A 26,145-nucleotide genomic window follows, 5' to 3' on the forward strand; every position below is an offset into this window, starting at 1 on the left:
CCTACTTCCGGCTCTTGGCTGGCACCGCGGCGTACAGCGGCAAAACTGATGATCATCGATATACGCAATATTCACATCCATATCGATGAATGTCAATCTAGGCGCAGGGCAGTGCGCCACCACCCCTCTTTTTTCTTGATCACCGAGCGCACCTCTCCGGACGAGACACGGGGAGGCCGTATCGCTGTTCATAGCCGGCCAGATAGGACACGACGCGTTCCGCCGAAGGGGTGCCTGGGCCGCCCCACGGGGGCATCTGCTGGCCGGGCAGAGAACTCGATGCGGCTGGTGAGAACAACCGAAGGCTGTCCCAACCATTGATCCACGCTCCGCCGGGTTCGTCGCGATCGTCGAGGATCACGAAAGACGGTGCCCGTGCCGCGCGACCGCGATCAACCTCTCCTTGGGCGCGGCGAGATAGTAACCTCTCACTATATCGCCAAGGTGTCGATCAAGCCAATTCTGACTCGTGCCACCGAAGCTCCTACATACAACTCGATGGATGGTGACCCGAGACGGCTTCTCCGCAACTCACCCCAACTCGCTCGCCCTGATCCGGGGAAGGTTTCATTCTGCCACCGGAGCTGATCTCAGTGATCGATATCAGGATTCTATTGACAACAGTCGATGAATAGAACACCCTTTTCCTCGGCCTTCACCAATGGATGTAAGACAGTAAGTGACCATCCAACTCCTCACACGTCGTTGGTAGGGCGCCTGTCAGCAGAAGCGGAAAGAATCTCAAGGAGGAGACATGGCCGAAACGCCTGAAAGTCGACGGAACGCAGCCCGGGGAGAAGGATCGGTGGCCACCGATACCGTCCTCCCTCCTTCGGCGCTGGATGAAAAGGTCCGCGAGGCGGAAGACAAAAAATGGACGCCCGGGAAGATCGCGCTCTGGGCCGCAATTGCCCTGCTGGGCGGCGTCGCCTGGTTCATGCTCGCGATCATCCGCGGCGAGACGGTCAACGCCATCTGGTTCGTGTTCGCCTCGGTCTGCACCTACCTCATCGGCTACCGCTTCTACTCAAAGGTCATCGAACGCTACATCACCCGGCCCGATGACCGCCGGGCCACGCCCGCAGAGTACAAGGCGGACGGCAAGGACTACGTCCGCACGGACCGCAACGTCCTGTTCGGCCACCACTTCGCCGCCATCGCCGGTGCCGGGCCGCTGGTGGGCCCAGTCATCGCAGCCCAGATGGGATACCTGCCCGGCACCATCTGGATCATCATCGGCGTGGTCCTGGCCGGTGCAGTGCAGGACTACCTGGTGATGTTCTTCTCGATGCGGCGCGGCGGGCGCTCCCTGGGACAGATGGCCCGTGAGGAACTCGGCGTCATCGGCGGCACCGCCGCGCTGATCGCCACCCTGCTCATCATGGTCATCATTGTGGCCATCCTTGCCCTGGTCGTCGTCAACGCACTGGGCGAAAGCCCTTGGGGCGTCTTCTCCGTCGGCCTGACCATCCCGATCGCCCTGTTTATGGGCGTCTACCTCCGCTACCTGCGGCCCGGCAAAATCATGGAAGTTTCTCTCATCGGCTTCGTACTGCTGATGGCGGCCATCATCGGCGGCGGCATCGTGGCCGAAACCCCGTGGGGCGCCGAGCTCTTCACCCTGGACAAGGTCACCATCGCCTGGGGTCTCATCATCTACGGCTTCATCGCTGCCATCCTCCCGGTGTGGCTGCTCCTGGCACCCCGCGACTACCTGTCCACCTTTATGAAGATCGGCGTGATCGTGATGCTCGCGCTGGCCATCATCGTGGTCCGCCCAGAGATCACCGTCCCGGCCTTCAGCGAGTTCGCCAGCAGGGACAACGGCCCGGTGTTCCCCGGTTCACTGTTCCCGTTCCTGTTCGTCACCATCGCCTGCGGCGCCCTTTCCGGCTTCCACGCCCTGATTTCCTCGGGCACCACCCCGAAGCTTGTGGAAAAGGAACGGCAGACCCGTTTCATCGGCTACGGCGGCATGCTGATGGAATCGTTCGTAGCCATCATGGCCCTGGTCGCCGCGATCTCCATTGACCGCGGCCTCTACTTCGCCATGAACTCCCCGGCGGCACTGACAGGCGGAACGGTCGAAACAGCCGCCACGTGGGTCAACAGCCTGGGCCTGACCGGTGTCAATCTCACTCCCGAATTCCTGTCCCAAACGGCCGCCAACGTCGGTGAGGAAAGTATCGTCTCGCGCACCGGTGGCGCTCCCACCCTGGCCGTCGGCCTGGCGCACATCATGCAGCAGTTCATTGGCGGCACCGCCATGATGGCCTTCTGGTACCACTTCGCCATCATGTTCGAGGCCCTGTTCATCCTCACGGCAGTTGACGCCGGCACTCGCGTGGCCCGGTTCATGCTGCAGGACTCGATCGGCAACTTCGTCCCCAAGTTCAAGGAGCACTCCTGGCGTCCCGGCGCCTGGTTGTGCACCGCCATCATGGTAGGTGCCTGGGGTGCCGTGCTGCTGATGGGCGTCACCGATCCGCTGGGCGGCATCAACACGCTGTTCCCGCTGTTCGGCATCGCCAACCAGTTGCTGGCCGCCATCGCCTTGTCCGTATGCCTGGCTATTGTCGCCAAGCGCGGAACCTTCAAGTACCTGTGGATCGTGGCACTGCCTTTGGCGTTCGCAGCGGTGGTCACCATCACGGCGAGCTACCAGAAGATCTTCTCGCCCACCCCGGCTGTGGGGTACTTCGCCAACAACGCCGCCTTCAGCAAGGCCCTGGCCGACGGGAAGACGGAGTTCGGCACAGCTAAGTCCGTGGCCGCCATGGAAGCCGTGGTGCGTAACACCGCCATCCAGGGCTGGCTGTCGGTGATCTTCGTGGTGCTCAGCATCATTGTGATCGCGACGGCCGTGCTTGCCACCATCAAGGCGTTCCGCACCCGTGCGGACGGGACAGCCGGCAAGGGCAACGAGGACCCCGCCCGGCCGTCGCGCGTCTTCGCCCCCGCTGGGCTCATTCCGACGCCGGCGGAACGGGAGCTGATGGCTGAGTGGGACAAGGTCCCCGCCGAGTTGAGGTTCGAGAGGGCAGGCCACCACTGATGAGTTCCGGACTCGCCGCGGTTGCCCAAGGGTTCCGGGAGTTCGCGCGTTACTTCGGCGGCGTGCTGGGGGCCGATGCCTACGCCAAGTACATGGAGCACCACCGGGCCGCAGGCCACAGCACGCCTGTCCTGAGCGAGCGCGGGTTCTGGCGGGACCGGACCGACCGTCAGGACTCCAACCCCCAAGGCCGATGCTGCTGATTGAGCCTGCAGCGGACAAACCGTCGGTTGACCTCGATTACGCGTTCACGTTGACGGGTTAGTTCACGAACGAGGACGGCGCCGAACGTTCCCGTGCTCTCCACTCCAATCGAGGCGAGGTTGCCATAACCGTGCATCCATGACCGTAGTGCCTCGTACCCGGCAGAGGTGGTGGCGAACTGCTGGTGGATGAGCATGCGACCGTGGTCGTCAAACCCGGCGGCGTAGTGGGTGTGCTTGTGGGTGTCGACCCCACCGATGACCGTGCCATCGTCAATCAAAGGTTGTCGTGCTGGAAACGTGTATTGCCCAGGGGACGTTGGTTCGGTGAATATGATGACTCACTAGAGTCCTTAACTCACGGATGAGGACCTCCGGCTGCACAGTGGAATTGCTTAGACAACCGCTGAAGCGACCAGCAGGGCTCCGCAATGTCCCACGTTAGTGCCGCTTGACCCCCACGCCAACGCTTGCGACTCGCGAGTCTGGTCGTCGACCATAGTTGGCTGGTGTCCGGTGCCGTCGAGCAGTTCGATGACTCCTGGTCCACTGCCAACCTCGGGTCATCCGAGAGAGAAGACAATCGCGTCGATCTGGTCGGCGCTCAAACGGGCCCTTGGCAGACGAGCGTGGTTAGGGCCTTCTGAAGCGCGGGCAGGAGCGTGAGTGATGCCGCTCCCGCGTGGTGCGGAAGAGAGAGGTCCCGACCTCTTTGAATTGCTAGCGACCAAGCTTCCGAATCCTGCCGGCAGTCGCTGGTGCGAGCGGGCTGACGCGCTTCTTGCTGTCGAAGGCATCCACCATTGAAGTGCGCTGACCACCAGGGTGTATTCGCTTGCATAGGCCATGACTCACCACCATAGAAGGGTCTCTAGGTTGCACGCAGACGCGGGGCCAAGTCATGGACGCGGTATGAAATGTCGGCAAATGCGTCCTGAAGCGCCCTCTCACTGTTAAGCCGTAGCGGATCGGGCACGGACCAGTGGATGCCGCTAAGCTCGGGCAGCTCCTCGTGGGCCTTGTCGCACACGGTGACGATGAAGTCATCTCCACCCACTGCGTCGTCGAGCTGGCGCGGGGTGAGCCCTGTGAGGTCCACCCCGTGGCGGCTGGCGACTTTGATGACTCTTCTGGTGATCTTCTTAGCGGGGTGCGGGCCTGCAGAGGCCGAGGGGATCTCACTGACTTGCTGCCAAAGTGCCGCGGCGAATTGAGATCGGGCGTTGTTGGACGTGCACACGAACAGGACCCGGCGTACACGGACTTCCTGCATGCTCCTTTGTAGCTCGAGGGCTCCGGGGGTAAGTACCACGTAGCTGCGCCGCCTATCCGCCTCCGACTGGTGGCGTGTTGTGACAGATCGCCCAAGGTCAGAAGGTCAACGATGTGCAGCCGCGCAGGGTCCGCCAGCGCGGCGTACTTTGCTACACGGGCCTGAAATCCAGCCATCTGCCGGGCGTCCATTGATGCGCCTGACCTGTTCAGCATCTTCTCCACTCCGCTGTTCTCCCAGCCTCGGCCCTTTCCAGGCCCAACGAGCGATAATAAACCGCTCGTTTCTTCGTTCTCGGATCCATCAGCGGGCCTCGATCTTGACGTAAGGAGTTTAGTTTTGGGGCAGCTGCAGTCAACCTGGATATCCAGTTCGACGGTGACGGTATCGAGGTGGGATGCGTTCTGGTCGTAGCGGACCCTCGCCCCGGGTACATTTTCACCAGCAGACCGACGGCGATGTGTAGTGCGACCTCACCAATCTTCATGGCCTCAAGGGCGGTGTTCAATTCGGGGATCATGCTGCCCAGAAGCAGGCCCAGCGCCGTGGCGGCAATGACCCATACCAGGAAACGGTCAGGGGAGGAGAGATTACCAACGACGGCAGCCGCGGGCACAGTTCGTGGTCAGCGTGGTCACGGTGCTCCTGAATGATTGATGTACGTCGGTTAGAAGTATGACCAGACATATCGATCACTGTCAATTATGTGCATAATGGATGCATGACCGTCGCGCATCTTCACGAACAGCCCGTGATCAAGGAGTGCTACACCCCTGCAAAGGAAGCTGCCCTGGGCGGCGTCGAGGCAAAGAAGCGTGCGACGCTGCTGAAGGCTCTGGCGGATCCGAACCGGCTTCGCCTGCTATCCATCGTCAAGGCGTGCGATACGGGGGAGTCGTGCGTGTGTGACCTCACCGAGCCGCTGGACCTGGGCCAGCCCACGGTGTCACACCACCTCAAGATCTTGGTTGACGCCGGCCTGCTGCACCGCGAAAAGCGCGGTACGTGGGCCTACTACTCCCTGGTTCCCGGGGCGCTGGAACGGGCAGCGGCGACCATCACGAGCCTCTAGGCCCATCGCCCGATCCGCCCCCAGTGGTCCCGGTGGGGGCGTTGGGTTGAGGAGGTACCGGTTTAGCTGCTTAGGGCAGGGCCGAGGCGGTATCCGGCGCCGTTGACGGTCCGGATCATGTCGCCTTGTTTGCGGTTGTCACCCAGTTTTACGCGGAGTCGTGTGATGTGTACCGCGATGGTATTGGTGGCCGGCGGTTTGCCCCACACTGCCTCACTGATTTGTTCCGCGCTTGCGACCCGGCCATCAAGCCGGATCAGATACGCCAGAAGCTGCAGCTCGCGCAGGCTGAAATGTATCAGCCCGAGGTTGATCAGGGGATTGTGGGGGAGAAAACCCTACAATGACAGCAGGAAACAGCACCTTCTGCAGGCACTCCCCCGCCCATTTCGAAAGAGCCGATAATGGATATTATGTAAAGTTGTTTGCTTTAATATTCAAGTAATCTCTCATCTTTAGGTTACATCCACCCCGCGTGCTGCGCCATCCGGAACACGCGCCAGCGGTGCGAAACTTCCCCTGAACGTCACCCCTCCACTCGACGAGCCGACATTTCGCGCGTTTTATGTTGCATTTCAGTTGTTTTACTTTTGCAAGCCTGCGACGATTGAGACATGGAAGCAACGACCCGGCATGACATTCATTTGGGGACCACCCGGATGAACATTCACGACCTTGTGCGCGAACTCAATGAGAATCTGGGTACGACGGTCGTCCAGACCATGGCCGGCGTGAAGGACCGCACGTCTCCGTTCCGTTGGGCGAAGCCTGACGGCCCGGAGCCCCGCCCGGAAGTCGAGTCCCGCCTGCGCCTGGGTCATCGCGTCTGGAAGACCCTTGAGCTCGCTGAAGGAAAGCATGTCGCGTTGGCCTGGCTGATGGGTGCCAATCCGCGCCTGGACGAGGAACTTCCTGTCCTTTACATTCAGCAGCTGCGTTCCCGTGAGGTTTTGGGAGCCGCCGAAGCATTCGTGAATGACACCTACGCCGCATGATCACGACCGCCAAGGGGCGCCGGTGCGCCTCGACGGGGCTCACCCTTGTCCAGGCCGCCGGCCAGATTTCGTTCAGGGTGGCGAAGGACCGCTACGGTGCGGTGTCGGTCAGGAAAAATTCCATCGTTGGCCCGATGCCCATCGGAACGGCCGCGACCAGCGATTCCCGGGGACGGTACGACAGCATAGGCTCAACGGTCTACCTCGCCGACTCCCGCCAGTGCGCCTACGCCGAGGTGTTGCTCGGCTTCCGGCAGCAGCGCGCGTCCGTAGCCAAGGCCGCGGAATCCATCGGATGGACGGTCGAGGACTACATCACCAGTGTCCGGGCCCAGGCCGAGGAGAACGGGATTGACGTCCCATGGGCCATATCCGTTGACTGGCAAATGGACCGTTCGATTTACGAAATTCGCCTCCCTGGTCAGGGGTGGTGGGTTCAGATAGACGACGCGGCCACCCTCCGCGCCCTTGAAGCCCTCACACCAACCACGGCGGGGCTGACCGAACGCCTGCAGCTCCTCACGGCCGGCTCCCTCACCGGTGACGACCGTGATCTGACAACCCTGCTCGCGCATGTCATCCGCGGAACGGTGTTAGACGATGGCTCAGAACCACTGGGTATCAGCTACCCATCAAAAACACTGACTGGAAGGTGCTGGGCCTACTGGGACCGTCGGGCTGACGAAGGCCTCTCCCCCAGCCGCAACGGCCTCCTGCAGCTGACCTCCGAAAATGTCGGACCGGACCCTGAATTCCACCGTGTAGCCGAACTGTACGGTCTACCGGTCCTCGGAGCTCGCCCGTGAAATCAAGGACATCTTCCGAGCGCCGGCTAGATCAGGCATCAGGTTCTTCGCCACTCTGAGGCTGCTCGGGGGTAATGCGCTGCAGCAGCGCGTCATGGGCTTCCTGGAGCGCGTCCGCGCGGGCTTGCGCGGCGGCCGCCCGGGTTGCTGCTGCCGCAGCTTCGGCCGTTGCTTCCTGGCCGGCTGAGCGGGCCTGTTCTAACTGCTCGGCATTGGTCGTTAGCTGGCGTTCCAGCTCCTCTATTTTGGCCACCAGCTCGGAGACAGCGGACTCCTTGTCGGCCGTCACTTTGTCGAGGTCGGCAACAAGCTCGGCGACTTCTTCATTTAGCTCCTTTTTCTCCCGGGCCCAGAGCTCGCCGGTGGCGGCGTGGCGCTCGTTCGCAAGGGTGGACGCTTCCGCCCAGACAGCCCCGGCCAGACGCGCCGCCTGCTCGAGGATGGCCGGCGGGGTCGCCGCGACCTGACCTCCTGCGGACTGCTTCTCCTCGGCCCATTCCTTCAGATAGCGGGTGGCGTCGGCGTTACTAACGCCCGCAGCAGATCGAACAGTGGACACGGTGGGGCGCCGCTCGGCGCTGATCTGCTCAGCAGCAGCAAAAACCCGGTCTCTAGCACTCGAGCTCATTCGAAAACCCTTAAAAGTAGTAGGAGTAGTAACAAAACTACTCCTACTACTACTCATAGGCAATACCGCGCTGTCCCGAGCCCGCGGCCCCCGTCCATGTTGGGTGGGGTAGGCCTCAGGCGAGGGGCTGGGTAGCGGGATCCCTCGTGGGGCGCCGCCCAAGAGCCTTGCCTTGGGGACGATCGCGTCCACGAAAAGAGTAGGAGTAGGAGTAGGAGTAGGAGTACACGCTTCCTACTACTACTTCTTGAGTGCAAGGAGTCCCATTCGGGTCTGACTGTGCCGGGGATGATTTGTCCTGGCTGCTTCGAAGGGCAGAACGTTTGGGGGGTGACTGTGACTCAGGATGCAGTGGCAGCATTTACGGCCGCTCTGCTCCGGTGTTTGGCACCGCCATGTCGCCCCGGACGTGTCGCTGCACCGCATCCGCACCTTGGACGGGGGCCTCAAGGAGCTGGAGGCCTGCTCGATGAAGCCGTGGCCACCGCGAGGGCGGGGGCGTCTCTTGGGGAAAGATCGGCAGGGCTTTCGGGATCAGCCGGCGGGGTGCCAGAAAGGCTGGGAGGGTGTATCCGCGGATGAGCGCACGCCAGCGTAGGGCGCTTGGAGCGATGCCGGACCGCCCCGGAGCACAAGGGTTTCCGCCCCTTCAGCGTCCCTATTCCCCTTCCGACACGTCGTCCGCCAGTTCGCCCGCGGCGATCCGCTCGGCGGTGCGCCGGTATGCATCTGCGATATAGTCCTCGAGATCCTGGCGGCCGACGCGCCAGAGCCCCCTCGCTCCAACCTGAAAAGCGCGAAGCTCTCCAGTATGAATGAGGTTCCGGATGAGGCTGCTTTTGGAGTTCAGTTCTTCGGCGACCTGCTCGATGGTCAAAAAGCGGCGCTTGTCGTGTTCAGCGGTCACCCGGACATCCTAATGTGAGCAGCAGCCAGCCGGGGCCAGTTTGCGGGCCCCGGCCAACCCGTGAGATTTCCTTGGGCTGGACGGCCTGCAGGGCTTACCGGCTCATGCCCTTTTGAAGGAGCTTTGTCGGGCCGTTGGCTCCGCGCGTCTTGCGGGCCTTCGCAGGCCTTGATCCCTTGCCTACGGCTGCGCTGGGCGGTGTGGCCTGGTCTTGATCGGAATTGAGCCGTGCTTGTACAGCCTCGCGGTCAACAACCCCTTCGAGGCTGGCCGCCAGTTCCTGTCGGCGCTCGGCTGAGTCGTATGTGGCTCCTGCTTCGTCACGCAACTGCTCGGGGCGGTGATTGGCACGGGCGGCTGTCCAGTTTGTGATCAGCCGCCTTTCCATGTCGTCCTCCTCGGCCACGCTGTCTGCAAATTTGTGCCGCTGTTCCCAGTTGTGCGCTTCGATGGGTTTGGTCTCCCGGAGCCAGGCCAGCGCTTCGTCCAAGTCCTCCTTTGAGGGCCGATCAACGGCCTCCGCGCGTTTCCTGTCTTCCCGGTCGGCCTCGGCCAGCAGTTGCACAGCCTGGGCGTTTTCATCATGGCCGGCACGGCGTTCCTGTTCTGCCTGTTCGCGGTCCCGCTCGGCTTTAGCCAAGGACTCCGCCACCGTTGCTTCATTCGCGCCAAGGTTGTCCACGTCCAAGCCGTACCGTCGCTGTACCTGGTCGCGGATCACCTCTGCCGCGTCGCTCGCCGCCGGGTCGTGGTCTTTCCATGCGGTGGCCGCCTCATGTGCCCTTTCGACGTCGCGGCCGGTGGCTGTGTCCCACCACCGGTTGTCCATGACGGGGGCGAGCTGTGCACGGGCAGCCGCCCGCTCCGCATCGAACCGGGCCTGCAGTTCGCGGGCCTGTTGTTCCTCGGCGGCTTGGGCGCGGCGCAGCTCTTGCTCGCGTGCCCTGGCCAGTTGCTCACCGAGCCGGCCGGCGACAGTCAGCGCAACGCGCGACATTCCCTCAAGAGCCTCATCAATGCCGTCAGATTCGCTCATGGTTCCCCTCCTTGGTGTTATCTCTCAATGTCTGGGCGGGTGCTCCCGCTTCGGGTGCTCGCGTGGGTGCGTGCCTGCACGTATTTCGGCGGCAGCACGGAGCCCGCGGACCGACCGGCAACCTGGCCGGCTGTACTCGCGCGTACCGCGGCGGTCGCTTCGCTATCCGCTGTGGGCGTGGTTGCTGGGACGCTGGGTAGTGCGGCTGCGACCTGGCTCAGGTGGTGCTTGACCATGTGGCTGATCTGGCGTGCTCTGCGCAGATCATTTGAGGCCTTGTGCATGTCGTGGACGGCCTTGGCGACGTTGAGCAGCTGGCGCAGCATGATTGCCTGCGCGGCGGTTCCGGTGCCGCCCATCGAAGCTGCCATGAGCATGAGCGAGGCTCCGCGGGCAGATGGTCCTGCGCTGCGGATGGGGCGGACTGGGTAGCGTCGCAGTTGTGCTGTCTTGGACAGCTCGTCGGCTGCTGCTGCAAGTGGTCCGGGCGTTGCCTCGGTCGCCGTGGACCAGGCCGCGAAGGCACCGGATGTCTCCCGTGCAACGTGCGCCCAGGTCGCGTGATCGTCCAGCGGGACGGAACGCAGCGTTTCGCGGAGCCGGGCAACTTCGTCGCTGTACTGCTCCCACATTTGCGGGTCCGGTTCGTTGGCTTCTCGGCCGATGGTGACCGGCCGGCGTCCGCGTGCAGCTGCCTGCCATTCTGCGACCGCATCGGCGGCACCTTGTGGGCTGTCAGGCCACTCGCCACGGAGTTTGGGCAGGGCGAGGTCTTTGGCGAGGTGACCGCCTCCGAACCAAACAGGCCGGCCACCTTTGGGGGGACGTTCTGCCACGCTGTAGCCGACCACGACGTCGTCACGTCCGGACGCGTACCGCGGCCTGACAAGGGCACCGGTGCGGCGAAGGCGTCGAATGAATTCGGCCTCATCCTGGGCGGAAGTCGCGCAGGCACGGACTTTGCGTTCCAGGGACCGGCGTTCCGGTTCCGGCGCTCCCCGCCGTTCGGAGGCTTCACGTTCACCGGGCCAGAGGCCACGGGTGGAATGCGTGGGTGAAAGTTCTTCCAGACCGTACTTTTTCTCAAGCTCGCGGGCGGCTTGTTGTGCGCGGGGGAAGTCCCGCCAGCTGCTCCACTTCGTGCCGTCCTCGCGGACCATGGACGCGGCGATGTGGATGTGGTCATTCCCGGCTTTGCTGTGACCGTGACGGATCGCCACCCACTGGGCCGGCGCCCGTCCGCTGGCTTCGGTGAACCCCATCTCGTCCATGAAGTCCTGCGCAATCTCAGCCCACTTTTGGTCGGTAAGGTCGCCTTCCTCGGCTCGCAGCGAAAGGGAGCAGTGCCAGACATGCCCGCCGGGAATCTCGACGCCCAGGACGCTCCTGGCCCGGTCCAGTTCCTTGGCAATGGCCTGGGCGGCATCGGCGTTCAGTTCATCGTCGTTGTGCCAGGCCATGATCGACGGTGAGCCAGCGACAAGGTGCGGATCGGTGTGCTCGTTCGTCCGCCCGGGACCGGCAAGGTATGCGATAAGCCCGTGCATGCGGGTGCCCTTGGTGATGTTGGGAATCATCAGCGCACCATCGAATCCAGCATCGTATTGATGCGGTCAGCAACCCCCCGTACCCGGGTCAAAACAGTGGGGGCTGCTTCCGGGAATTCGTCCGTGGCGTTCGCGTGCCGGGCGAGCTGGTTGACGTTGTTTGACAGGGCAGCGAGGTAGCGGCGGGCCGCGATGAATTCCACGGCCATCGCCCGCCGCTCGGCCAGCGACTCCGAGTTCTCCGCGTACAGGGCAGCGCTGACAAGGATCTCCGACGGGCTGCGCCCGGTCCGTTCCTCCAGCACCTTCAACTGAGCGCGTTCGAACTCCGACATCGACACCCGCACGTACTGGGTGTCGCCGTCAATGTTGGCGCGGCGGCGGCGGGAGATCCGGCGTGGCGACTTCGGCTCTTCAGTCATCCCGGTCCCCTCCCCCAATGCCCAGCGCAGCGCCCCGGAATCTCCGGGCCACACTGACGAGTGTGCCGCATCCAGGGCCGCAGGCTGTGGATCAACACGCGGGTTATGGCACATAACCGCCTAGCTTGCTCCGCAAAATCACCTGCACCTGCATTTGGCGGTTGGGGTGGTTCCTGGGCACTGCCCTGCAGGACGCTGCGCGTCTGACTTGTTCAAAACGACTGCGTCGTTCCGTTTCGGCTGGTTGAGGCTACTGCCCGGTCCTTCCTTGGCAAGTCTCCGCAGCCGGCTTTCGCGGCATATCCTCGCTGCGCTCCGGTATTCCACGGTCCGGCCGCTCCGACTGGCCAATTCCTTCACCGGCCAAGTGCTTTCGGGCGCGCCGAAAGGAACGCGGCATAGGGCAAGCGAAAGGTACAGTTTTGGCTCTCATCTCACCCACCAAAGTGGCCAGGCAATACGGAGTCTCCCCGGCGCAGCTGCGGCAATGGCGGCGGCGCGGCATCGGTCCCGAATACTTCCAGTTCACAGCACGCACCATCAGCTACTCTGACGAATATCTGCGGGACTGGTTCAACGATCCCCGGAACGCCCACCTCTTGGCGCAAGATCCTCCGGCTACCTCGGACATGTCATGCCAGGATGGGCGCGTCCGGCGGAGCCGGCGTCGGGGTGATCGTTAGGCTGGATCCATGGCTACCCTCGACATTGAACAGACACGAAACCAAGCCCGCGCGCTGCTGGACTCCCGCATTGAATCCGTCACCGCCCTGGTAAAGAGCCGCCAAAGAATCAACGATCTGCGGGACCAGCTTGTTGCCGCCGAGCGCGATGACAAGCGCGCCTATGTGCAGGCCACCCGGGACGGATGGAGTGCAGACGAATTGAAGAAGCTCGGTCTGGAACCATCGGCGGTGAAGCGCCGTCGGACATCAAAGCGGTCCGCCGGTCCGGAACAGGGAACTGACCAGGAAACGGCCTCATCCATCGGTGATGAGTAGACCTTTTGATCCATTCCTAGTTGAAACGACGTGCCTCGAAAACGCTGCGAAGGCCGGCACCTTTGATGGTGCCGGCCTTCGCAGCGTTTCGGGCTTCGTTGTCAGTCCTCAGCGGGTGCATCGCCTTCATCGACCTGCCCCGCGGCGATACGCTCCGCCGTCTTCGCGTAGGCCGCGTCGATGTACGCGGCCAGATCGTCTTCCCGGACTCTCCAGACACCCCTCCCGCCGAACTGCGCCGCCCGCAACTCGCCACTCCGAACCAGCGCGTATACCAGCGGTTTGCCAAGGTTCAGGACTTCCTCGACCTGGTCCAACGTCAGCATCCTGGAAAACGGGACAGCCACCGGCGCGCTGTTCTTGCGTACTTCCTCGGTCCGCTTAGCCACGGTTTATCTTTCCTCGTTTCGGTGCTGCAGTTCGTCCATCGTTCTCTGTCCGCGGCGAAGTTCGCCGGCCTTCACGGGAGGCCATGCTTTGCCGCCGTTGTACTTGCGCTGCAGGCGCTTTACCTCACGCATCGTCGCCCGCACGATTAAGTCCGAAACGCTCGCATCCCCTTCGGCCAAACCGGCAGCCTTGAACGCAGCCCGGACCTGCCCCGCCTGGTCCTCCGTGTAGTACGGAGTGAACGCGGGTATCTTCTTCTCTCTGGCCATCAAACAGGTGCCCGTCCTACGCGGCATGCTGGGCCGTCGGCCACAGATGCAGGCTTCCCAAAAACCGCCGGCGGAGGGTCACGGAGATGTCCTCGTCGAAGCGGATATCGGAGTGTTGGTGGCTGCCGTTGTCGTGCCGGAGGGCTCCTGCGTGCGTCATCGTGTCCCTTGTGCTCGTGATCCGGTAAATGGGAAAGCCTGTAGGAGCCAGCGTATCCGCTGACCCCTACAGTTGTAGTGCTTAGAAAGGGGGTTCGGAGTCGGGTCCCTTGCCCCAGCCGCCGGCAGCGTTGCTGGTCGCCGGAATGCCCCACGGGTCATCCTGCGGGGCTGACTGCGAGCCCTGGTTGACGTTCCCCTGGCCGCCAAAGCCACCGTCGGCTTGTCCGCCCTGGTTGCTGCGCTGGGAGCGGTTGACCTTGGCATTCGCATACCGCAGTGAGGGGCCGATTTCGTCGACTTCGAGTTCGATTACGGTGCGCTTCTCGCCTTCCTTGGTTTCGTAGGACCGGGACTTCAGCCGGCCCGTCACAATCACACGCATGCCCTTGGTCAGGGACTCGGCCGCGTTCTCGGCCGCTTCCCGCCACACGCTGGCACGGAGGAAAAGCGTCTCCCCGTCCTTCCACTCGTTGGACTGCCGGTCGAACGTCCTGGGCGTGGACGCGATGGTGAAGTTCCCTACCGCAGACCCACTTGTCGCAACTGTCGTGGGTTGCCTAATGCTTCTTCTTCTCAACTGGGACATGAGGCCAGCAAACGCAAGGAGACTCGCCCATCCACCCCCGTAATGAGTTTTTTTCAGGATTCCCGAAAGAACTATTGTATTGCCGAGGTTCTTTCATACGGGTTGAAGTGAGGTGCGCGTGGTTAAGCTGGCGGTCGTCCGCCCGGCCATGGCCCGGCGTGCCTTGTCGCCGCAGGAATTGGACGATTTCGAGCAGGAGCTCGTTGACCAATTCGCTCTCGCGGCGGCCGCGGCCGGCGTCACGGACGACCATATTTCCCAGGAACGGTCGGTAATCTTTGGCTTCCTGCGGTTCCTCGGTAACTACCTGTGGGCCGCGCAGCCCGAAGACGTCGACCGTTTCCTCCACAGGGAACGAAAGATGCGTGGACTGGCCAAAGCCACGATCCATTCGAAGGCCGGAACTCTTGCACGCTTTTTCGACTTCCTGACCAGCCGCTATCAGGGCGAGATTCACCAGCTCACGGGGCACGTGGTCACGCAGCCGGTGGATGAATTTAATCGACCAGCTAAGGCCGATTACGGCGGCAAGATTCGTGTGCCACCGGCCGCGGCCGAGGTGGAGGCGATGTTTTCAGGATGGCGTGAGGCGTTGCCGGGCGCCCGTAAATACCTCCCCGCAGCACGGGACTACCTCGCTGCCTCGCTGTGGCGCCGGGTTGGGCTGCGAATCAGCGAAACCGTCATGCTCGACATCCGTGATTGGCGACCGGATCTGGGTGAGCGGGGCAAGCTGCATGTCCGCTTCGGTAAGGGCAGTATGGGCCGCGGACCCAAGACGAGGATGGTCCCGGCGATCAACGGTGTCGATGCCTTGCTGAACTGGTGGCTCGCTGATGTCCGCCATCAGTTCGGGGACGACTGGGAAAACCCTGAAGCGCCGCTGTTTCCTAGCGAACGACGCGACGTGGCGCTCGGATGCAGCCGCAGGGCCGGGGATGACGCCCTAAGGTTTCGCTAAAGCAGTCGCGCTGTGGCTACCTGAATGGTCGGGCCGGCTGACTCCTCACGGGATGCGCCACTTTTGCGCATCCTCCATGTATGAACGCGGAATGGATCTGAAGGCAATCCAGGATCTGCTCGGACATGAATGGCTTTCAACAACCACCGTTATATCCACGTCCACGACAACCATGTGGAAGCCGCATGGGCCGTGGCGAACGATCGCGTCGCATTGCGATGGGGAACAGGAACGAGGTGAACCAATGCGTTGGAATTTACGCATGAAGGCCGCAGAACGCGGCATCTGGAAATCCACCGAACTGCGCCGGCGCCTGTCCGAGGCAGGCCTCGACATCAGCGCCGGGAAAATGTCCGCACTTTGGACCGGGACCCCCACCTCGGTCCGGCTCGATGACCTCGACGTCATCTGCCATGTCCTGGACTGCGAGCCAACCGAACTGCTCATCAGGGAACCCGATGCGGTCGCTGCGCGGCGCCCTGTGAAGGAAAACATCGCCGTGGTCGGCGGCGGGCAGGTCATCACGCCAAGACTTGGGCGTAACCGCACCCTGCCGCCGGCGTGAGCGCACCACGGACCTGCCCGCAGTGCGGCGAACGTCCGGTAGCAACCGCCCGGGATGCCTCCTGTTATCAGTGCATGCCCGGCGGGCCGTTCACTCCCCCGCCCTGCCGCAAATGCGGCTCCAACGACCTGTACTTCTCCGGTGGCCTGTGCCGACGGTGTCACCGCTTTGCACCGCACCTTATCGATAGCTGCCGTGACTGCCTCGGCTGGGGCGTCACCAGGACCACCGGGTGGATCTGCGAGCCCTGCAGGAGCTGGCGGCGGCGTTTCCCTGACGTCGGTCCCTGCCGGTCATGCCGGTGGTCAAAGCCTCTGAGCACAGAGGGTTTTTGCCGGCTCTGCTGGCGCACCGCCGTCGGTGCCCGTCCTCATGGAACCGGGCCGAGCGTCATAGAAATAAACCGGCACGGGCAGCAGCTCTACTTCGTGGGACTGTTCCGGCAAAAACGTCCACTCAAACCTCCGCCCGGCGCCAAGACACTGCGCAACCACCCCTATCCGGTGAGCTATCAGCAGCTGACGCTGCTGGACGTTCCCCGGGACCTATCCCGGATCCCCGACCACTTTGTCCCACCCGACCCGGTTTTTGCCCTGGTCCTTGACCAGTCTGTGCGTGATCATGCCCGGGTGCATGGCTGGAGCAAGACACGGGTCACCACCGCCCGGCAAGGGCTGCGGATCCTGGCGTGCACCCAGGACACCCCCGGCGCCCCGATCAGGGCCAGTGAAGTCGCGCGACTCCGTCCGGCTTTCAGCAGCCAGCCAATCCTCGAGGTGCTGGCCGCTGCCGGGCTGTTGCAGGACGACCGGGAGCCCTCGATTCTGGCCTGGTTCGCCCAGAAAGTGCGCGGCCTTCCGGAACCCATCGCCGAAGAACTGAGGGTGTGGTTCGATGTCATGCTGCACGGTAGTTCCACCGCGCCAAGATCGCGCCCAAGAGCACGGTCAACGATTAAGGGAAGCGTCCGCGCGGCACTGCCCGCAGTGAACTCCTGGGTTTTGGAGGGCTGCCAGTCCTTGCGGCAGATCTCCCGTGACGACATCAAGGCCGTTCTGCCGTCGCAGGGCAGTGACCGGGCCCTCGTCGGTGCGGCCCTTCGGTCACTGTTCCGGACGTTGAAGGCAAGGCGCCTCGTTTTCGCCAACCCGGCAACTCATTTTCGGACCGGCCGGGCGGAGACCCGGATCCCCTTGCCCGTCAATGAAGATTCGATGCGCACTGCCCTCAACTCCGAGGACACGGCCCGCGCTGCCTTAGCTGCCCTTATCGGATTTCACGCGCTGCGCAGCCAGCAAGTCCGCGGACTCCTGCTCACGGATGTCCGCGACCGGCGGATCCACCTTCCTGACCGGACCGTGCTCCTGGCAGTCCACGTCCGGCGAAGCCTTGCAGCATGGCTGGACTACCGTGCCAAGAGGTGGCCGGGGACCCCGAATCCTTACCTGTTCATCAACAAACAAAGCGCCGTTAGAACCACGCAGGTCAGCAATGTCTGGGTCACCACTACCCTGGGTATGTCCGCCCAGGCCATTCGGGAAGACCGGATCCTCGATGAAGCACACGCGACCCGGGACGCGCGCCGGCTCTGCGACCTTTTCGGCCTCAGCGTCAAGGGCGCTGAACGCTACCTCAGCACCACAGACCACATCCACTGAGACCCGCCAATCCAAGTCCGCATGGAGGGCCCCGGGACAAACCGATATGTCCCGAAGCCCTCTCAGGTGACGAGGTTTCGCGGTGTCTCTGGACGCTTAAGTGCGCACTCTATGGCGTTTGATTTCACCGATGGCCGTGTCCAGCAGGACAAAGCCGAGCAGGCTCCAGCCGAGCAGGGGGACTGCGAGGCCGAGGAGGACCATGGCGGTGATGGTGGCGAGGATCCCTGGCCAGTCGCCGCGGAGGAACGCTCCGCGGGGCGCTGGCCTGCCAACAGCCCAGGTACTGCCGCGGGTGGGGCGGCGCTTCCACCACATTACGTAGCCCCAGATGACCATGGCGGCCAGTCCGGCGGCGATGGCGAGGAGTACGAGTTGGTTGGGCAGGCCGAAGAGCAGTCCCATGTGCGCGGCGATCGCCCAGCTGGTCAGCTTGGCCGCGGGGCCGAAGTCGGCGAAGTCGGCGCGGCTGGTGACCTTTTCAGTCGCCGGGTCGATGGCGACGGCGCTGGCGGTAGCGGGCCATTCGCGGCCGATCTCGGTCACCGTCCATGCTGTCCCGGCTGTTGCCGGTGGCTTGATGGCAATCGCGCGCGCGGTGATGATGTCTTCGCGTGCGATCTGCTGGACCGTGTCGTAGAGGGCCGGGTCCACCACGGTCCCGGCAGCGCGTGCTGCCCCGGCTCCGTGGCCGGAGTGATCAGCTCCTCCTGCTGCTGCCGGTTGGTTGTTCAGAGCGGTCGAGACCTTGGGTGTCAGCCAGCCCAGGCTGGTCCGCAGCGCCGTGATGTTGGCGCCGGCGTTGGCCGACCAGGTCAGCCCGGAGGCTGAGAGGAATAAAAACCCCGCCAGGAGGACCGTGCCGGTGGTGCCGTGGAGCCAGAGGAGCCGTTTCCGGCCGGAGACGGGGCGTTCCCTCTTGGGGGTGCCTTGGCGCGGGCGAAATCTGCCGATCCAGAGGAGCAGGCCGCCCAGGGCCACGACCCAGAGCCAGGAGGCAGCCAGCTCGCTGTAGATCCGGCCGGGTTCCCCCAGATTGAGGGAGCGGTGCAGGTTGGAAATCCAGGTCCGCATGGGCAGGGCGCCGCTGCTGCCATAGGTTGTCAGGTCCCCACGGATTGCGGCCGTTCCGGGGTCGATGAAGATGGTCCGGTTTTCGGATTCGCCCAGGGACGGGTCCGCGAACAGCACACGGGTGGTGTCTTCCGGGCCGGGCGCGGGACGAACCGCGACCGGGCTGGCGCCGCCAGTGGCGTCCATGGCTGCCTGCACCTGGGCAGACAGGGGCTGCGGGTCGGTCACGGCGGGAACGTGGAGTTCCTTGGCGTAGAGGGCGTGTTCGAGCTGGGGTGTGATGGCGTAGAGCCCGCCGGTGAGGGCGGCGATCAGCAGGAACGGGCCGGCGAGGATGCCGGCGTAGAAGTGGAGCCGTAGCAGGAACTGGCGGAACCAGCCCCGGCTTGCCGGTGCGGTCTTGTCCCCACCGGGTGCGTCCGGATCTGTTGGGGTTTGGCTTTGGGGGTTGGCTAATACAGTCATGGTCTTTGTCTTTCGCGTCTCATCGGTGCTGCCGTGGGCGGATCGGTCCACGGCAGCACCGGGCGTTAGGCAGTGCAAAGGAACCCGCGCCGGTCATGCCCGGCGGGGCCGTCGAATGCAGGAAGCAGGGGCCTAGTTGGTCTTGGCGGGACGGGTGCGTGCCAGCGCGGTCACGCCCGCTGCGAGGCCGATCAGGCCCGCTGCGAGTCCGAACCAGCCGGCCGTGTTCCCGCCGTCCGAGGAGGCAGCGGCAGCCGGTGCGGTGGACGTCGTCTCGGTGGACGCGGTCTGGGTGGCTTCGGCTCCTGCTGCCGTGACCACGAAAGATGGTGCCGGGTGGGACGGCGCCTCGGCCGACGCAGTTGAAGGCGACGTCGCGGCGTGGTCGTGGCCGGCTGCTTCTGTGTCGGCCCAATTGACAGTGGTCCCGTCGGTGTAGCCCTGGGCCGCGGGCAGCACGATCGTGGTCCCGGCCGCCGGGAGCCTGCCCACGGAAATGGTGAACATCTGGAACTCGTTCTGCCCGATCTGGTGGGCGGTGTCGGCGGTCCAGATGACACTGGACGGTGCCTTGGTGACGGTAGCCCCGTTGACCTGGACCGGGGCGGGCAGGTCGCTGGTGATGACTTGGGCGGTCCAGCCGTCGATGGGCTTGACCGACACTGAGCTCAGCGGAGTGTCGGTGGGCAGCTTCACTTCGAGCCGGTCGGTTTTGGCGGTGGCCGATTCATTCGGGACGCTGAAGGTCAGCTTCGTGAAGCCGCCCTCTTCGGTCACGGAGGGATCCACCGTCACGTGCGGCGGTGGTGCCGGCGGCGAGCAGGATGGCGGTGAGCGTGGCGGTTCCGGTCGTTGTGAGGGTACGACGGATGGAGGTCTTCATGGCGGATGCCTTTCACAAAAGGGGTTGGTCAGGAACGGAACCCGTGCCACGAGGGACGGGGTCCGGTAAAAGCGGTTTGATGCCGCCGTCGGTTCCTGCCAAGGAGGAAAGGCGTCAGGCGGCGAAGGCACCCAGGGGTGGGCCGCGCCGTGACGGGAGCAGCAGCGTGGGCTGTGAGGACGGGACAACGACCATCAGGACGGACAGGCGTGGTTCGCGCGGCGGGAGGATGATGGCCGGTGCAGTGGTCTGCAGGAGCGGTTCGAACCAGCTGGCCAAGATACTAAGGGCCCGTTCACCGCGGGCCAACAGCAGCGCAGTGGCCAGGGTGGCCACCACGTGCGCCAGCGTCATGAGCGCGTCCGGGGATCCCGTGTGGGCGGGAGCAGCAGTGATGGCCAGTGCGTCCGCTGCCCGCGTTGGCAGAGAATGACCGGCGTGGTCGGCGTGGCCCGTGAGCATGGCGGCGGTCACGGCCAGTGACGGTGGGCTTCCTGCAGCAAGGGAATCGAACGCCCAGTGCAGCCACAACTGGCCGGCGCCGATGACGCCGGTTAGGAGTGGAAACGAGAGGCGGAAACGGGTCAGCGCAGCGATCGGGACCATTGTCACCGCACACACGGCGGCAAGGAGCGGCAGGGCGGGCAGCTCGCCGCCACCGGCTGAGTGCGCTCCAGCCGCCAGTCCGAGGACGATTGATCCGATGAGGCCGGTGCGGAACAACCGGAACGAGGCGCGAGGCGTCATCGGCGTTCCTTTCGACCTTGCCCCGGCGCGATCTGCGGCAGAGCCGCACCCGATTTTACGGTGGGAGCAGGCCAGGTGCCCCATCTCGGAGCGCTCATGACGAACCGCTGCGGGACAAGCGGGACCGTGCGACCAGCCCGAAGGCGAGCACCAGAACCCCTAAAGCCAATGTCCAGAGAGTAACTGCCGCATCGGCCGGTTCATCACGGGCGGGGGCCGTGGCGGGAACAGGCGACGCGGTCGAGGACTCCGCCGACGCGCTTCCGGCCGTGAAGGTGAACCGGCCCTCGATGGGGTGGGAGTCCGATGACACTACACGCCAAGAGACCGTGTACCGGCCGGAAGGAGCTCCTGCCTTCAAAGGCTGGGTGACGACATTGTCGGTGATGGCGATGCCGCCATCAGACTGGTTGACACCCGCCTGGTCCACGACCTGAACGACGGCGCCAAGAGCCAGCGGCGGGTTATTGAAGGTCAGCTCAACCGCTGCCGGAACGGCTGGCAGAACGGAGCCGTCGGCGGGCTCGGCCCCCTCGATCGCGTCGTGGGCGCCTGCCGGCGCAAGGGGCGCCAGGACCAAGAGGAGCAGGACCAGTACGCCAACCAGCCCGCGGATCATGGCGCGTAGACTCGCTTCCGTCACTGAACGCGCTGCAGCGGCCGGACGGCCCAGCGGACCTAGAACGTTCATCTGTGCCTCCTCCCAACAGGGACAGACTGATCCATTGGCTCGAGGCTACGCAAGCCAGAGTGGAAAAACCTTGGGCGGGGAGGCCGTCGTCCCAAGCGGGTCCCAAGAGTACTGCGGGCTCATGAACCGGCAGACCTGTCCACCCTGATAGCGCTCCTGCGGGCCTCGTCACGGGTTCGCTGGCCCCGGCGGAGCTGCCCCGCGGGTACTCCTGGCCATTTCTTGCCGGCGTTGTATTTGCGCTGCAGTCGCCGGAGTTCACGCAGGGTCGCTGCTTCGACGAGTTCGCTGATGGAGGAGTAGCCCTCCAGGTGTCCTACGGCCTGGAGGGCTGCGCGGATCTGGTCCGCGTCCGCCTCTGTGAAGTATGGGGAGACGGTGCTCGTCTTCTTGGGAATTGGCATCCGCTGCTTTCTTGCGGTGAGGTTCTCTCTGATGCGGGTTCTCGTCCGATGTCAGAACGTGGGCTCCACTGAGCGGTCCGTCTGGACATACCCGGTACGCGGGGCGTTTTTGCCGAACCATGGATCGTCGTGGGCGTACCCAGCGTTCCCGCCTTCAGCGGCAGCTGCGTCCTGCTGGGCCTTGAGCCGGTCCCGCCAACCGATGCGCGGGAGCTCGCCCGCCGAGGGTGTCTCGTCCTGTACGGGCACTTCCTGCTGTGCCGAAGGTCGTTCCTGGGCCGGCTGCTTCGCCGGCGAATCGATGGCCTGAGCCGCAGTAAAGCGAAGGGAGAGCCCGATCTCTTCGACCTCGAATTCGATAACGGTCCGCTTCTCCCCCTCCTTCGTCTCGTAGGTGCGCGGCTTCAACCGGCCGCTGGCGACCACCCGGCTGCCCTTCGTCAGGGACGCCGCGACGTGCTCTGCCGCCTCCCGCCAGACCGTGGACCGGAGGAAGAGAGTCTCTCCGTCCTTCCACTCCTTACTCTGGGGATCAAACACCCTGGGCGTGGATGCAATGGTGAAGTTCGCGACCGGAGTACCTTCAGTTTTACCGAACTCACGGGAAACCGGAGTGAAGCGCAGCTCCGGGTCCGATGTCAGGTTTCCAATGACTGTGATGGTGGTTTCGCCGGCCATGATGGTTCCTTTTCCCCGTGTGCTGGTGATGTTCTCGGTGGGTGTTGTGGGTTCGTTCTGAAGTTCCGTCCCACCCGGTTCCTCGTGGGTGAGGTCGTTGGGTTGGTACTGGTCCGCGGTGTGTTCGTCCCAGAGCCCGCCCTCCCCGAGCGGGGCGAGGTTGATCGCATCAAGGTACCGGTCATCCCCACCGTTACCTGAGTTGGCGTAGTCGTCGTATAGATCCTCAACGAGGGGTTCCACGATGGCGGGCTCCACAACGTAGGGGTCCACAACGTCGGTGGGAATCCTGCCGCTGGGGTTGACCTGCCGGAACAGGTCCACCTCCAATGGGATCCGTGGGCTCAGTTTGTACCCGACGGCCGGGGGCAGGGTGGTCACGGTCCTCACGCTGCCTTGTGGCTCATGGCCGCCTGGACGAGCTTGTCGCGGCGCAGCCCGGACCAGTGGTCCTCGTCATCGGCGTTGTTCACGACGACGGGCGCCTGGGAGTAGCCGAGTTCGGCGGTGATGTACTCCAGTGCTGCCGGCACTTCGGTGATGTCTACGGCCGTGTAGGTGATGCCCTTGGAGTCGAAGTAGTCCTTCGTCTTCTCACAGTTCGGGCAGTCGGGCTTGGTGTAGACCGTGTAAGCGGTGGGTGAAGCAGTCATTTTCAGCACCTGGTTTCGTATCAAATGAGTTTCGTTCGTCTGGCTGACTTGCTACCTCAATTTTAGCAATCATTCAACTGAATGAATAGGGCTTTAGCCGCATAATCTAAGGGTTTTTAGCAGGCTACTACTCGCCATTGAGGGCGCGTTGCTCTCGCTGCCATTTTCACTGACGGTGCGCACGATACGTGCCGCCGCCGGCGACTGTGGTCATCCCCGCAGGTTCCCCCAGCGGCAGCCCCCAGGTGCCTGAGAAGGGTCGGTCAGCTGCGGTGACGTACGCGCGTGCGCCTGTTGGGCCCGGATGAGTAGGTGTCGTCCCTGCTGGGGCTCGTTGACCACGATGGTCGGTATGCCGGCAGCGCAGGGCGTGGACCATGGGGAAGGTGTCCGCAGCACTGCTAGACGGGGCTGCCCTGAAGTCGCTTGGTGGCGGCGCGCTCGACCAGGACGGGAACCATCGTCCGCACCGGGCCCGAGTTGAACGCTGAATACTCCTCGCAGACGGCGTCCTCGATGTCGGCCCTGGGGCGGCCGGGAAACCTGCCGGCGAGGGTGTTGATCACCGACACCACAGCGTGCTGTTCTTCATTGCACTCCATCGTTCACCTCATCGTTGAGACTCTGTCACAGCTTGAATAATCAGCATGCTTTCTATTATTGTTTGGAGTCAAGCTTCTTCGCCTGGCCCCCATCAGGCGAAGTGGTTTCGAGGAAAGCCTCGCGGTCCCAAGTGCTGCGGGGCTTTTCGCTACCCGCGATGCAGTGGGTGTCTGGATCCGATCGGCAGAGGGAGTGTGCAGTGGCTCAGGGCGATATCGAGACGTACTACGAAGACGGTGCCTGGAAGAACAAGCGTGAGGGTACTGACCGCGCGTTTGGTGCCGGCTACGGCACCAAGGACGAGGCAGTAGCCGCGGGCCGGGAAGCGGCCCAGGCGGACAAGGTGGAGCACGTCATCAGGAACCAGAACGGCCAGATTGGCTTGAAGAACAGCTACGGCAACGATCCGCGGAACGTCCCGGGCTGATTGCTGAGCGACGCCTCTGCGTTGCGGGTTTGCCTGGGGCACAAGAATGGCCGGCGGTTAGGCCGGCCATTCTGCGTTCTCCTCGGCAAAGGAAACTTATGGATTCAGCTTAGCTGAATGTTCTTTTTCGGGTGCTGCAGCCGGTGGGAGCGTCGTTGTTCCCTGGGGGCGCGGCACCTGGTGGGCGGGCCCGCGGGTGCGTTAATCGGCGGTCCGTCGCTGGTGAGTGGCTGCTGTGGTTCGCCCCGGGCGGCGGACCGCCCGACTTCTGGAAGGCTCCTGGCCTTCTTGCGGCGATTGGGCTGGGGCCTGTGCCGGGCGGGGTTTGGGATCCGCCGCCCGGCACAGAAGCCGTGGTCTATCCGCCTGTCTCGGTCTTGTCGCCGCTGTCGATGATGATCTGTTCGACCTCACTCGCCGTGTATCCCCAGAGGACCAGCTGGTTCAGGTAGTCGCGGTGGGTTTGGCTCGGTGAGCGCCACGAGTCTTTCTGGATGGTCTTTTCGTACCCAGCGCAGACCAGTGCAATCAGCCCAAACTCCGGCCGTGCGGTCGTTTTGGCGACGTGGTCCCTGAGCGGGTTCCACGCCCACTGGCTGGACTCTTCGAACTTCGCCCCGGCCATCTCAGCGGCCACCTTCCCTTCGTATCCGTTGGCTGTTTCGGGGTGGTGGGTGATCGCGTGGAGGGTGAAGTACTGCCAGCCTTTGGGGGCCTGCTTCTTTGCCAGCAGGTTTTTGACCCATTCACGCCTGACCACAGTTGCGGACTGCATCAGCTTGTTGTTCTCGATCAGGGTTTTCCGTTCGGCTTTCTGCTCGTCGGTCATCGGCCCTTTCGTGGCCGATGTGCCATAGCCTCTGTAGTTGTGCCGTGGGGTGAATCCGAGTTCTTTCCATCCGACGATGACGGGAACGGTGGTGTGTTCGCCGTGGTAATTCTGGTTGATGTAGACGGCGTTTCCGTCCTCGTCGGTGGCCGGTTCCCCGTCAGCGCGGTTGAGCGAGCTGACGCGAAGGGTTTCGCTCTCGTCGTTGTAGCCGGGGGCTTCAACGATAGTGATCCCGCCCTTTTCGAGGTCGGCAGTGAAAGCGGCAAGTGCGGCGGCGCGGTCGCGCTTGTCGCGCAGCTGCTGGGTGACGTGCAGGAGCATGTCGGGTTCGTCCATGATGACCGATTCGATTTCGGCCGTGGCGTCCTCGTCAGACTCAAATTCCTGGAGTACAAGCGCCTCTTCGATGGTGTAGCCCTTGCCCAGGGCCGCGGCTCCGGTCTCGGTGGACTTGGCTTTGAGAGCGGACTCGACGGTGGTCTTGGTCCGCCCAGTTTTCTTGGCGATCGCGGCGGCCGAGACGCCGATCAGGGAAAGCTGGTGGTAAGCGTCCGCTTCGTCGGCTTCGGTGAGTTCGGCGCGCTGGATGTTCTCCACTACCTGCGTGACGATGCGTTCGGCTTCCTCGGGACTTTCGATGATCATGACCGGAATCAGGGGCCGGGCGGCTTCGACGGCGGCGCGGGTGCGGCGCTGTCCCATCAGGACGTGCACGGTTCCGTCGTCCCTGCGGTGGGCGATCACGGGCTCCATGACGCCGTGTTCCTTGATGCTGGCAACGAAGTCAGCGGTCAGGGCGGCGTCTTTCCGGACGTTGATGTCCACGGTCAGCGTCGCGGGGTCGAGCATTTCAAGCGTGGGTGTTGCGTTCATGGTTTTTGTCCTTGCAGAGACGTGGGGTGTCGGGGCGATCAGTGGTGACCGGCCAGCTTCCCTCTCCCCCGGATTGTTTTTTGGTTGCTGGCAAGCTTGCTTGCTTGGCGGCCGACGGAGCCCTGTCTACCCGCAGGGCAAGGAGCGGGAAATTCCCGGAGGAAATAAGCGAGGAACGAGCGCCGGAGGGAAATTCCCGGGCCGCAGGCCCCGACGAAGGAGGGGCTAGATAGGGCGGAGCGGACGCCTACAATCCGAAGGACAGCAACCAGAAAACGT

The 26,145-nt window shown here is 63.7% G+C and carries 30 protein-coding genes and 3 pseudogenes; 10 read left to right on the plus strand and 23 right to left on the minus strand.

Annotation, left to right across the window (positions count from 1 at the left end):
• Nucleotides 1–151: 151 nt before the first annotated feature.
• Nucleotides 152–367: pseudogene (locus AC4BCK_RS21370) on the minus strand (pyridine nucleotide-disulfide oxidoreductase); the annotation flags it as partial.
• 387 nt (nucleotides 368–754) lie between these two features.
• Here AC4BCK_RS21370 and AC4BCK_RS21375 point away from each other — a divergent pair.
• Nucleotides 755–3,055: a carbon starvation CstA family protein gene (locus AC4BCK_RS21375; protein ID WP_490566950.1), complete on the plus strand. Its 2,301-nt coding sequence runs from the start codon at nucleotides 755–757 to the stop codon at nucleotides 3,053–3,055.
• Nucleotides 3,055–3,258, plus strand: a complete 204-nt coding sequence (locus AC4BCK_RS21380) for a YbdD/YjiX family protein (protein ID WP_490566951.1) — start codon at nucleotides 3,055–3,057, stop codon at nucleotides 3,256–3,258. Before AC4BCK_RS21375 ends, AC4BCK_RS21380 begins: the two co-directional genes overlap by 1 nt.
• A gap of 23 nt (nucleotides 3,259–3,281) precedes the next feature.
• Here AC4BCK_RS21380 and AC4BCK_RS21385 read toward each other — a convergent pair.
• Both AC4BCK_RS21385 and AC4BCK_RS21390 read right to left on the minus strand, forming a co-directional pair.
• Nucleotides 3,282–3,539, minus strand: a pseudogene (locus AC4BCK_RS21385) (IS110 family transposase); the annotation flags it as partial.
• 590 nt (nucleotides 3,540–4,129) lie between these two features.
• A complete protein-coding gene (locus AC4BCK_RS21390; RefSeq protein WP_490566952.1) occupies nucleotides 4,130–4,531 on the minus strand; it encodes an arsenate-mycothiol transferase ArsC in 402 nt (133 codons plus the stop codon).
• Nucleotides 4,532–5,252: 721 nt separating this feature from the next.
• Here AC4BCK_RS21390 and AC4BCK_RS21395 point away from each other — a divergent pair.
• Nucleotides 5,253–5,603 carry an ArsR/SmtB family transcription factor gene (locus AC4BCK_RS21395; protein ID WP_490566953.1) on the plus strand — a complete coding sequence of 117 codons (351 nt, stop codon included), beginning with the start codon at nucleotides 5,253–5,255 and terminating at the stop codon, nucleotides 5,601–5,603.
• Nucleotides 5,604–5,665: 62 nt separating this feature from the next.
• Here the strand turns inward: AC4BCK_RS21395 and AC4BCK_RS21400 are convergent, their stop codons facing one another.
• Nucleotides 5,666–5,920 carry a winged helix-turn-helix domain-containing protein gene (locus tag AC4BCK_RS21400; RefSeq protein WP_490567080.1) on the minus strand — a complete coding sequence of 85 codons (255 nt, stop codon included), beginning with the start codon at nucleotides 5,918–5,920 and terminating at the stop codon, nucleotides 5,666–5,668.
• A gap of 297 nt (nucleotides 5,921–6,217) precedes the next feature.
• On the opposite strand from AC4BCK_RS21400, the gene AC4BCK_RS21405 reads away from it, so the two are divergent.
• Both AC4BCK_RS21405 and AC4BCK_RS21410 read left to right on the plus strand, forming a co-directional pair.
• Complete coding sequence (locus AC4BCK_RS21405; protein ID WP_012311538.1) at nucleotides 6,218–6,598, plus strand: hypothetical protein; 381 nt, start codon at nucleotides 6,218–6,220, stop codon at nucleotides 6,596–6,598.
• Entirely contained in the window at nucleotides 6,595–7,404 is an 810-nt protein-coding gene (locus tag AC4BCK_RS21410; protein ID WP_490566954.1) for a hypothetical protein, read from the plus strand. The genes AC4BCK_RS21405 and AC4BCK_RS21410 overlap by 4 nt, the downstream gene beginning before the upstream one ends.
• A 31-nt stretch (nucleotides 7,405–7,435) precedes the next feature.
• Here AC4BCK_RS21410 and AC4BCK_RS21415 read toward each other — a convergent pair whose 3' ends face one another.
• From AC4BCK_RS21415 to mobC, 5 genes are all read right to left on the minus strand, one after another.
• A complete protein-coding gene (locus AC4BCK_RS21415; RefSeq protein WP_490566955.1) occupies nucleotides 7,436–8,032 on the minus strand; it encodes a DNA-binding protein in 597 nt (198 codons plus the stop codon).
• 658 nt (nucleotides 8,033–8,690) lie between these two features.
• Nucleotides 8,691–8,939 (minus strand): helix-turn-helix domain-containing protein, encoded by a 249-nt coding sequence (locus AC4BCK_RS21420; RefSeq protein WP_490566956.1) that lies wholly within the window; start codon nucleotides 8,937–8,939, stop codon nucleotides 8,691–8,693.
• Between the two features lie 94 nt (nucleotides 8,940–9,033).
• On the minus strand, nucleotides 9,034–9,975 hold the full coding sequence (locus tag AC4BCK_RS21425; RefSeq protein WP_490566957.1) for a hypothetical protein: 942 nt from the start codon (nucleotides 9,973–9,975) through the stop codon (nucleotides 9,034–9,036).
• A gap of 17 nt (nucleotides 9,976–9,992) precedes the next feature.
• A complete protein-coding gene (locus tag AC4BCK_RS21430; protein WP_490566958.1) occupies nucleotides 9,993–11,552 on the minus strand; it encodes a relaxase/mobilization nuclease domain-containing protein in 1,560 nt (519 codons plus the stop codon).
• Nucleotides 11,552–11,944, minus strand: coding sequence for a plasmid mobilization relaxosome protein MobC (gene mobC / locus AC4BCK_RS21435; RefSeq protein WP_490566959.1), 393 nt, complete (start codon nucleotides 11,942–11,944; stop codon nucleotides 11,552–11,554). Before mobC ends, AC4BCK_RS21430 begins: the two co-directional genes overlap by 1 nt.
• Before the next feature lie 692 nt (nucleotides 11,945–12,636).
• On the opposite strand from mobC, the gene AC4BCK_RS21440 reads away from it, so the two are divergent.
• Nucleotides 12,637–12,945, plus strand: a complete 309-nt coding sequence (locus AC4BCK_RS21440; RefSeq protein WP_490566960.1) for a hypothetical protein — start codon at nucleotides 12,637–12,639, stop codon at nucleotides 12,943–12,945.
• 101 nt (nucleotides 12,946–13,046) lie between these two features.
• On the opposite strand, the gene AC4BCK_RS21445 is transcribed toward AC4BCK_RS21440, so the two are convergent.
• The 4 genes from AC4BCK_RS21445 to AC4BCK_RS21460 all read right to left on the minus strand — a co-directional run bounded on the left by AC4BCK_RS21445 (nucleotide 13,047) and on the right by AC4BCK_RS21460 (nucleotide 14,352).
• The gene (locus AC4BCK_RS21445) at nucleotides 13,047–13,334 is read right to left on the minus strand and encodes a helix-turn-helix domain-containing protein (protein ID WP_490566961.1); all 288 of its coding nucleotides are present in this window, start codon (nucleotides 13,332–13,334) and stop codon (nucleotides 13,047–13,049) included.
• Nucleotides 13,335–13,337: 3 nt separating this feature from the next.
• On the minus strand, nucleotides 13,338–13,604 hold the full coding sequence (locus AC4BCK_RS21450; protein ID WP_490566962.1) for a ParB family protein: 267 nt from the start codon (nucleotides 13,602–13,604) through the stop codon (nucleotides 13,338–13,340).
• 16 nt (nucleotides 13,605–13,620) lie between these two features.
• The gene (locus AC4BCK_RS21455) at nucleotides 13,621–13,764 is read right to left on the minus strand and encodes a hypothetical protein (protein ID WP_490566963.1); all 144 of its coding nucleotides are present in this window, start codon (nucleotides 13,762–13,764) and stop codon (nucleotides 13,621–13,623) included.
• Between the two features lie 81 nt (nucleotides 13,765–13,845).
• Nucleotides 13,846–14,352 (minus strand): single-stranded DNA-binding protein, encoded by a 507-nt coding sequence (locus AC4BCK_RS21460; RefSeq protein ID WP_490566964.1) that lies wholly within the window; start codon nucleotides 14,350–14,352, stop codon nucleotides 13,846–13,848.
• 148 nt (nucleotides 14,353–14,500) lie between these two features.
• On the opposite strand from AC4BCK_RS21460, the pseudogene AC4BCK_RS21465 reads away from it, so the two are divergent.
• From AC4BCK_RS21465 to AC4BCK_RS21475, 3 genes and pseudogenes are all read left to right on the plus strand, one after another.
• Nucleotides 14,501–15,553 (plus strand): annotated as a pseudogene (locus AC4BCK_RS21465) (tyrosine-type recombinase/integrase).
• A gap of 4 nt (nucleotides 15,554–15,557) precedes the next feature.
• Nucleotides 15,558–15,878 (plus strand): helix-turn-helix domain-containing protein, encoded by a 321-nt coding sequence (locus tag AC4BCK_RS21470; RefSeq protein WP_490566965.1) that lies wholly within the window; start codon nucleotides 15,558–15,560, stop codon nucleotides 15,876–15,878.
• 503 nt (nucleotides 15,879–16,381) lie between these two features.
• Entirely contained in the window at nucleotides 16,382–17,536 is a 1,155-nt protein-coding gene (locus AC4BCK_RS21475) for a hypothetical protein (RefSeq protein WP_490566966.1), read from the plus strand.
• A gap of 96 nt (nucleotides 17,537–17,632) precedes the next feature.
• Here the strand turns inward: AC4BCK_RS21475 and AC4BCK_RS21480 are convergent, their stop codons facing one another.
• The 9 genes from AC4BCK_RS21480 to AC4BCK_RS21520 form a co-directional block, all read right to left on the minus strand.
• The gene (locus AC4BCK_RS21480) at nucleotides 17,633–19,075 is read right to left on the minus strand and encodes a PepSY-associated TM helix domain-containing protein (RefSeq protein WP_490566967.1); all 1,443 of its coding nucleotides are present in this window, start codon (nucleotides 19,073–19,075) and stop codon (nucleotides 17,633–17,635) included.
• A 132-nt stretch (nucleotides 19,076–19,207) separates the two neighbouring features.
• The gene (locus tag AC4BCK_RS21485) at nucleotides 19,208–19,852 is read right to left on the minus strand and encodes a YcnI family copper-binding membrane protein (RefSeq protein WP_490566968.1); all 645 of its coding nucleotides are present in this window, start codon (nucleotides 19,850–19,852) and stop codon (nucleotides 19,208–19,210) included.
• Nucleotides 19,803–19,958 carry a hypothetical protein gene (locus AC4BCK_RS21490; protein WP_490566969.1) on the minus strand — a complete coding sequence of 52 codons (156 nt, stop codon included), beginning with the start codon at nucleotides 19,956–19,958 and terminating at the stop codon, nucleotides 19,803–19,805. Before AC4BCK_RS21490 ends, AC4BCK_RS21485 begins: the two co-directional genes overlap by 50 nt.
• Before the next feature lie 114 nt (nucleotides 19,959–20,072).
• A complete protein-coding gene (locus AC4BCK_RS21495) occupies nucleotides 20,073–20,705 on the minus strand; it encodes a hypothetical protein (protein WP_490566970.1) in 633 nt (210 codons plus the stop codon).
• Nucleotides 20,706–20,799: 94 nt separating this feature from the next.
• Nucleotides 20,800–21,396, minus strand: a complete 597-nt coding sequence (locus AC4BCK_RS21500; RefSeq protein WP_490566971.1) for a copper resistance CopC family protein — start codon at nucleotides 21,394–21,396, stop codon at nucleotides 20,800–20,802.
• Nucleotides 21,397–21,515: 119 nt separating this feature from the next.
• Complete coding sequence (locus tag AC4BCK_RS21505) at nucleotides 21,516–21,800, minus strand: ParB family protein (RefSeq protein WP_490566972.1); 285 nt, start codon at nucleotides 21,798–21,800, stop codon at nucleotides 21,516–21,518.
• A gap of 51 nt (nucleotides 21,801–21,851) precedes the next feature.
• Nucleotides 21,852–22,859 (minus strand): single-stranded DNA-binding protein, encoded by a 1,008-nt coding sequence (locus AC4BCK_RS21510; protein ID WP_490566973.1) that lies wholly within the window; start codon nucleotides 22,857–22,859, stop codon nucleotides 21,852–21,854.
• A 5-nt stretch (nucleotides 22,860–22,864) separates the two neighbouring features.
• On the minus strand, nucleotides 22,865–23,131 hold the full coding sequence (locus tag AC4BCK_RS21515; RefSeq protein WP_490566974.1) for a glutaredoxin family protein: 267 nt from the start codon (nucleotides 23,129–23,131) through the stop codon (nucleotides 22,865–22,867).
• 401 nt (nucleotides 23,132–23,532) lie between these two features.
• A complete protein-coding gene (locus AC4BCK_RS21520) occupies nucleotides 23,533–23,733 on the minus strand; it encodes a three-helix bundle dimerization domain-containing protein (RefSeq protein ID WP_490566975.1) in 201 nt (66 codons plus the stop codon).
• Nucleotides 23,734–23,933: 200 nt separating this feature from the next.
• Here AC4BCK_RS21520 and AC4BCK_RS21525 point away from each other — a divergent pair, with 200 nt between their 5' ends.
• A complete protein-coding gene (locus AC4BCK_RS21525; protein WP_490566976.1) occupies nucleotides 23,934–24,161 on the plus strand; it encodes a DUF2188 domain-containing protein in 228 nt (75 codons plus the stop codon).
• Between the two features lie 358 nt (nucleotides 24,162–24,519).
• On the opposite strand, the gene AC4BCK_RS21530 is transcribed toward AC4BCK_RS21525, so the two are convergent.
• A complete protein-coding gene (locus AC4BCK_RS21530; protein ID WP_490566977.1) occupies nucleotides 24,520–25,866 on the minus strand; it encodes a ParB/RepB/Spo0J family partition protein in 1,347 nt (448 codons plus the stop codon).
• Nucleotides 25,867–26,145: the final 279 nt, after the last annotated feature.

The organism is Pseudarthrobacter sp. As-47 (assembly GCF_058215595.1).

Coding starts and splice junctions, on each gene's coding strand:
- AC4BCK_RS21375 (WP_490566950.1), top strand. CDS start 755: ATGGCCGAAACGCCTGAAAGTCGACGGAACGCAGCCCGGGGAGAAGGA.
- AC4BCK_RS21380 (WP_490566951.1), top strand. CDS start 3,055: ATGAGTTCCGGACTCGCCGCGGTTGCCCAAGGGTTCCGGGAGTTCGCG.
- AC4BCK_RS21390 (WP_490566952.1), bottom strand. CDS start 4,531: ATGCAGGAAGTCCGTGTACGCCGGGTCCTGTTCGTGTGCACGTCCAAC.
- AC4BCK_RS21395 (WP_490566953.1), top strand. CDS start 5,253: ATGACCGTCGCGCATCTTCACGAACAGCCCGTGATCAAGGAGTGCTAC.
- AC4BCK_RS21405 (WP_012311538.1), top strand. CDS start 6,218: ATGGAAGCAACGACCCGGCATGACATTCATTTGGGGACCACCCGGATG.
- AC4BCK_RS21410 (WP_490566954.1), top strand. CDS start 6,595: ATGATCACGACCGCCAAGGGGCGCCGGTGCGCCTCGACGGGGCTCACC.
- AC4BCK_RS21415 (WP_490566955.1), bottom strand. CDS start 8,032: ATGAGCTCGAGTGCTAGAGACCGGGTTTTTGCTGCTGCTGAGCAGATC.
- AC4BCK_RS21425 (WP_490566957.1), bottom strand. CDS start 9,975: ATGAGCGAATCTGACGGCATTGATGAGGCTCTTGAGGGAATGTCGCGC.
- AC4BCK_RS21430 (WP_490566958.1), bottom strand. CDS start 11,552: ATGATTCCCAACATCACCAAGGGCACCCGCATGCACGGGCTTATCGCA.
- mobC (WP_490566959.1), bottom strand. CDS start 11,944: ATGACTGAAGAGCCGAAGTCGCCACGCCGGATCTCCCGCCGCCGCCGC.
- AC4BCK_RS21440 (WP_490566960.1), top strand. CDS start 12,637: ATGGCTACCCTCGACATTGAACAGACACGAAACCAAGCCCGCGCGCTG.
- AC4BCK_RS21450 (WP_490566962.1), bottom strand. CDS start 13,604: ATGGCCAGAGAGAAGAAGATACCCGCGTTCACTCCGTACTACACGGAG.
- AC4BCK_RS21455 (WP_490566963.1), bottom strand. CDS start 13,764: ATGACGCACGCAGGAGCCCTCCGGCACGACAACGGCAGCCACCAACAC.
- AC4BCK_RS21460 (WP_490566964.1), bottom strand. CDS start 14,352: ATGTCCCAGTTGAGAAGAAGAAGCATTAGGCAACCCACGACAGTTGCG.
- AC4BCK_RS21470 (WP_490566965.1), top strand. CDS start 15,558: ATGCGTTGGAATTTACGCATGAAGGCCGCAGAACGCGGCATCTGGAAA.
- AC4BCK_RS21480 (WP_490566967.1), bottom strand. CDS start 19,075: ATGACTGTATTAGCCAACCCCCAAAGCCAAACCCCAACAGATCCGGAC.
- AC4BCK_RS21490 (WP_490566969.1), bottom strand. CDS start 19,958: ATGAAGACCTCCATCCGTCGTACCCTCACAACGACCGGAACCGCCACG.
- AC4BCK_RS21495 (WP_490566970.1), bottom strand. CDS start 20,705: ATGACGCCTCGCGCCTCGTTCCGGTTGTTCCGCACCGGCCTCATCGGA.
- AC4BCK_RS21500 (WP_490566971.1), bottom strand. CDS start 21,396: ATGAACGTTCTAGGTCCGCTGGGCCGTCCGGCCGCTGCAGCGCGTTCA.
- AC4BCK_RS21505 (WP_490566972.1), bottom strand. CDS start 21,800: ATGCCAATTCCCAAGAAGACGAGCACCGTCTCCCCATACTTCACAGAG.
- AC4BCK_RS21515 (WP_490566974.1), bottom strand. CDS start 23,131: ATGACTGCTTCACCCACCGCTTACACGGTCTACACCAAGCCCGACTGC.
- AC4BCK_RS21520 (WP_490566975.1), bottom strand. CDS start 23,733: ATGGAGTGCAATGAAGAACAGCACGCTGTGGTGTCGGTGATCAACACC.
- AC4BCK_RS21530 (WP_490566977.1), bottom strand. CDS start 25,866: ATGAACGCAACACCCACGCTTGAAATGCTCGACCCCGCGACGCTGACC.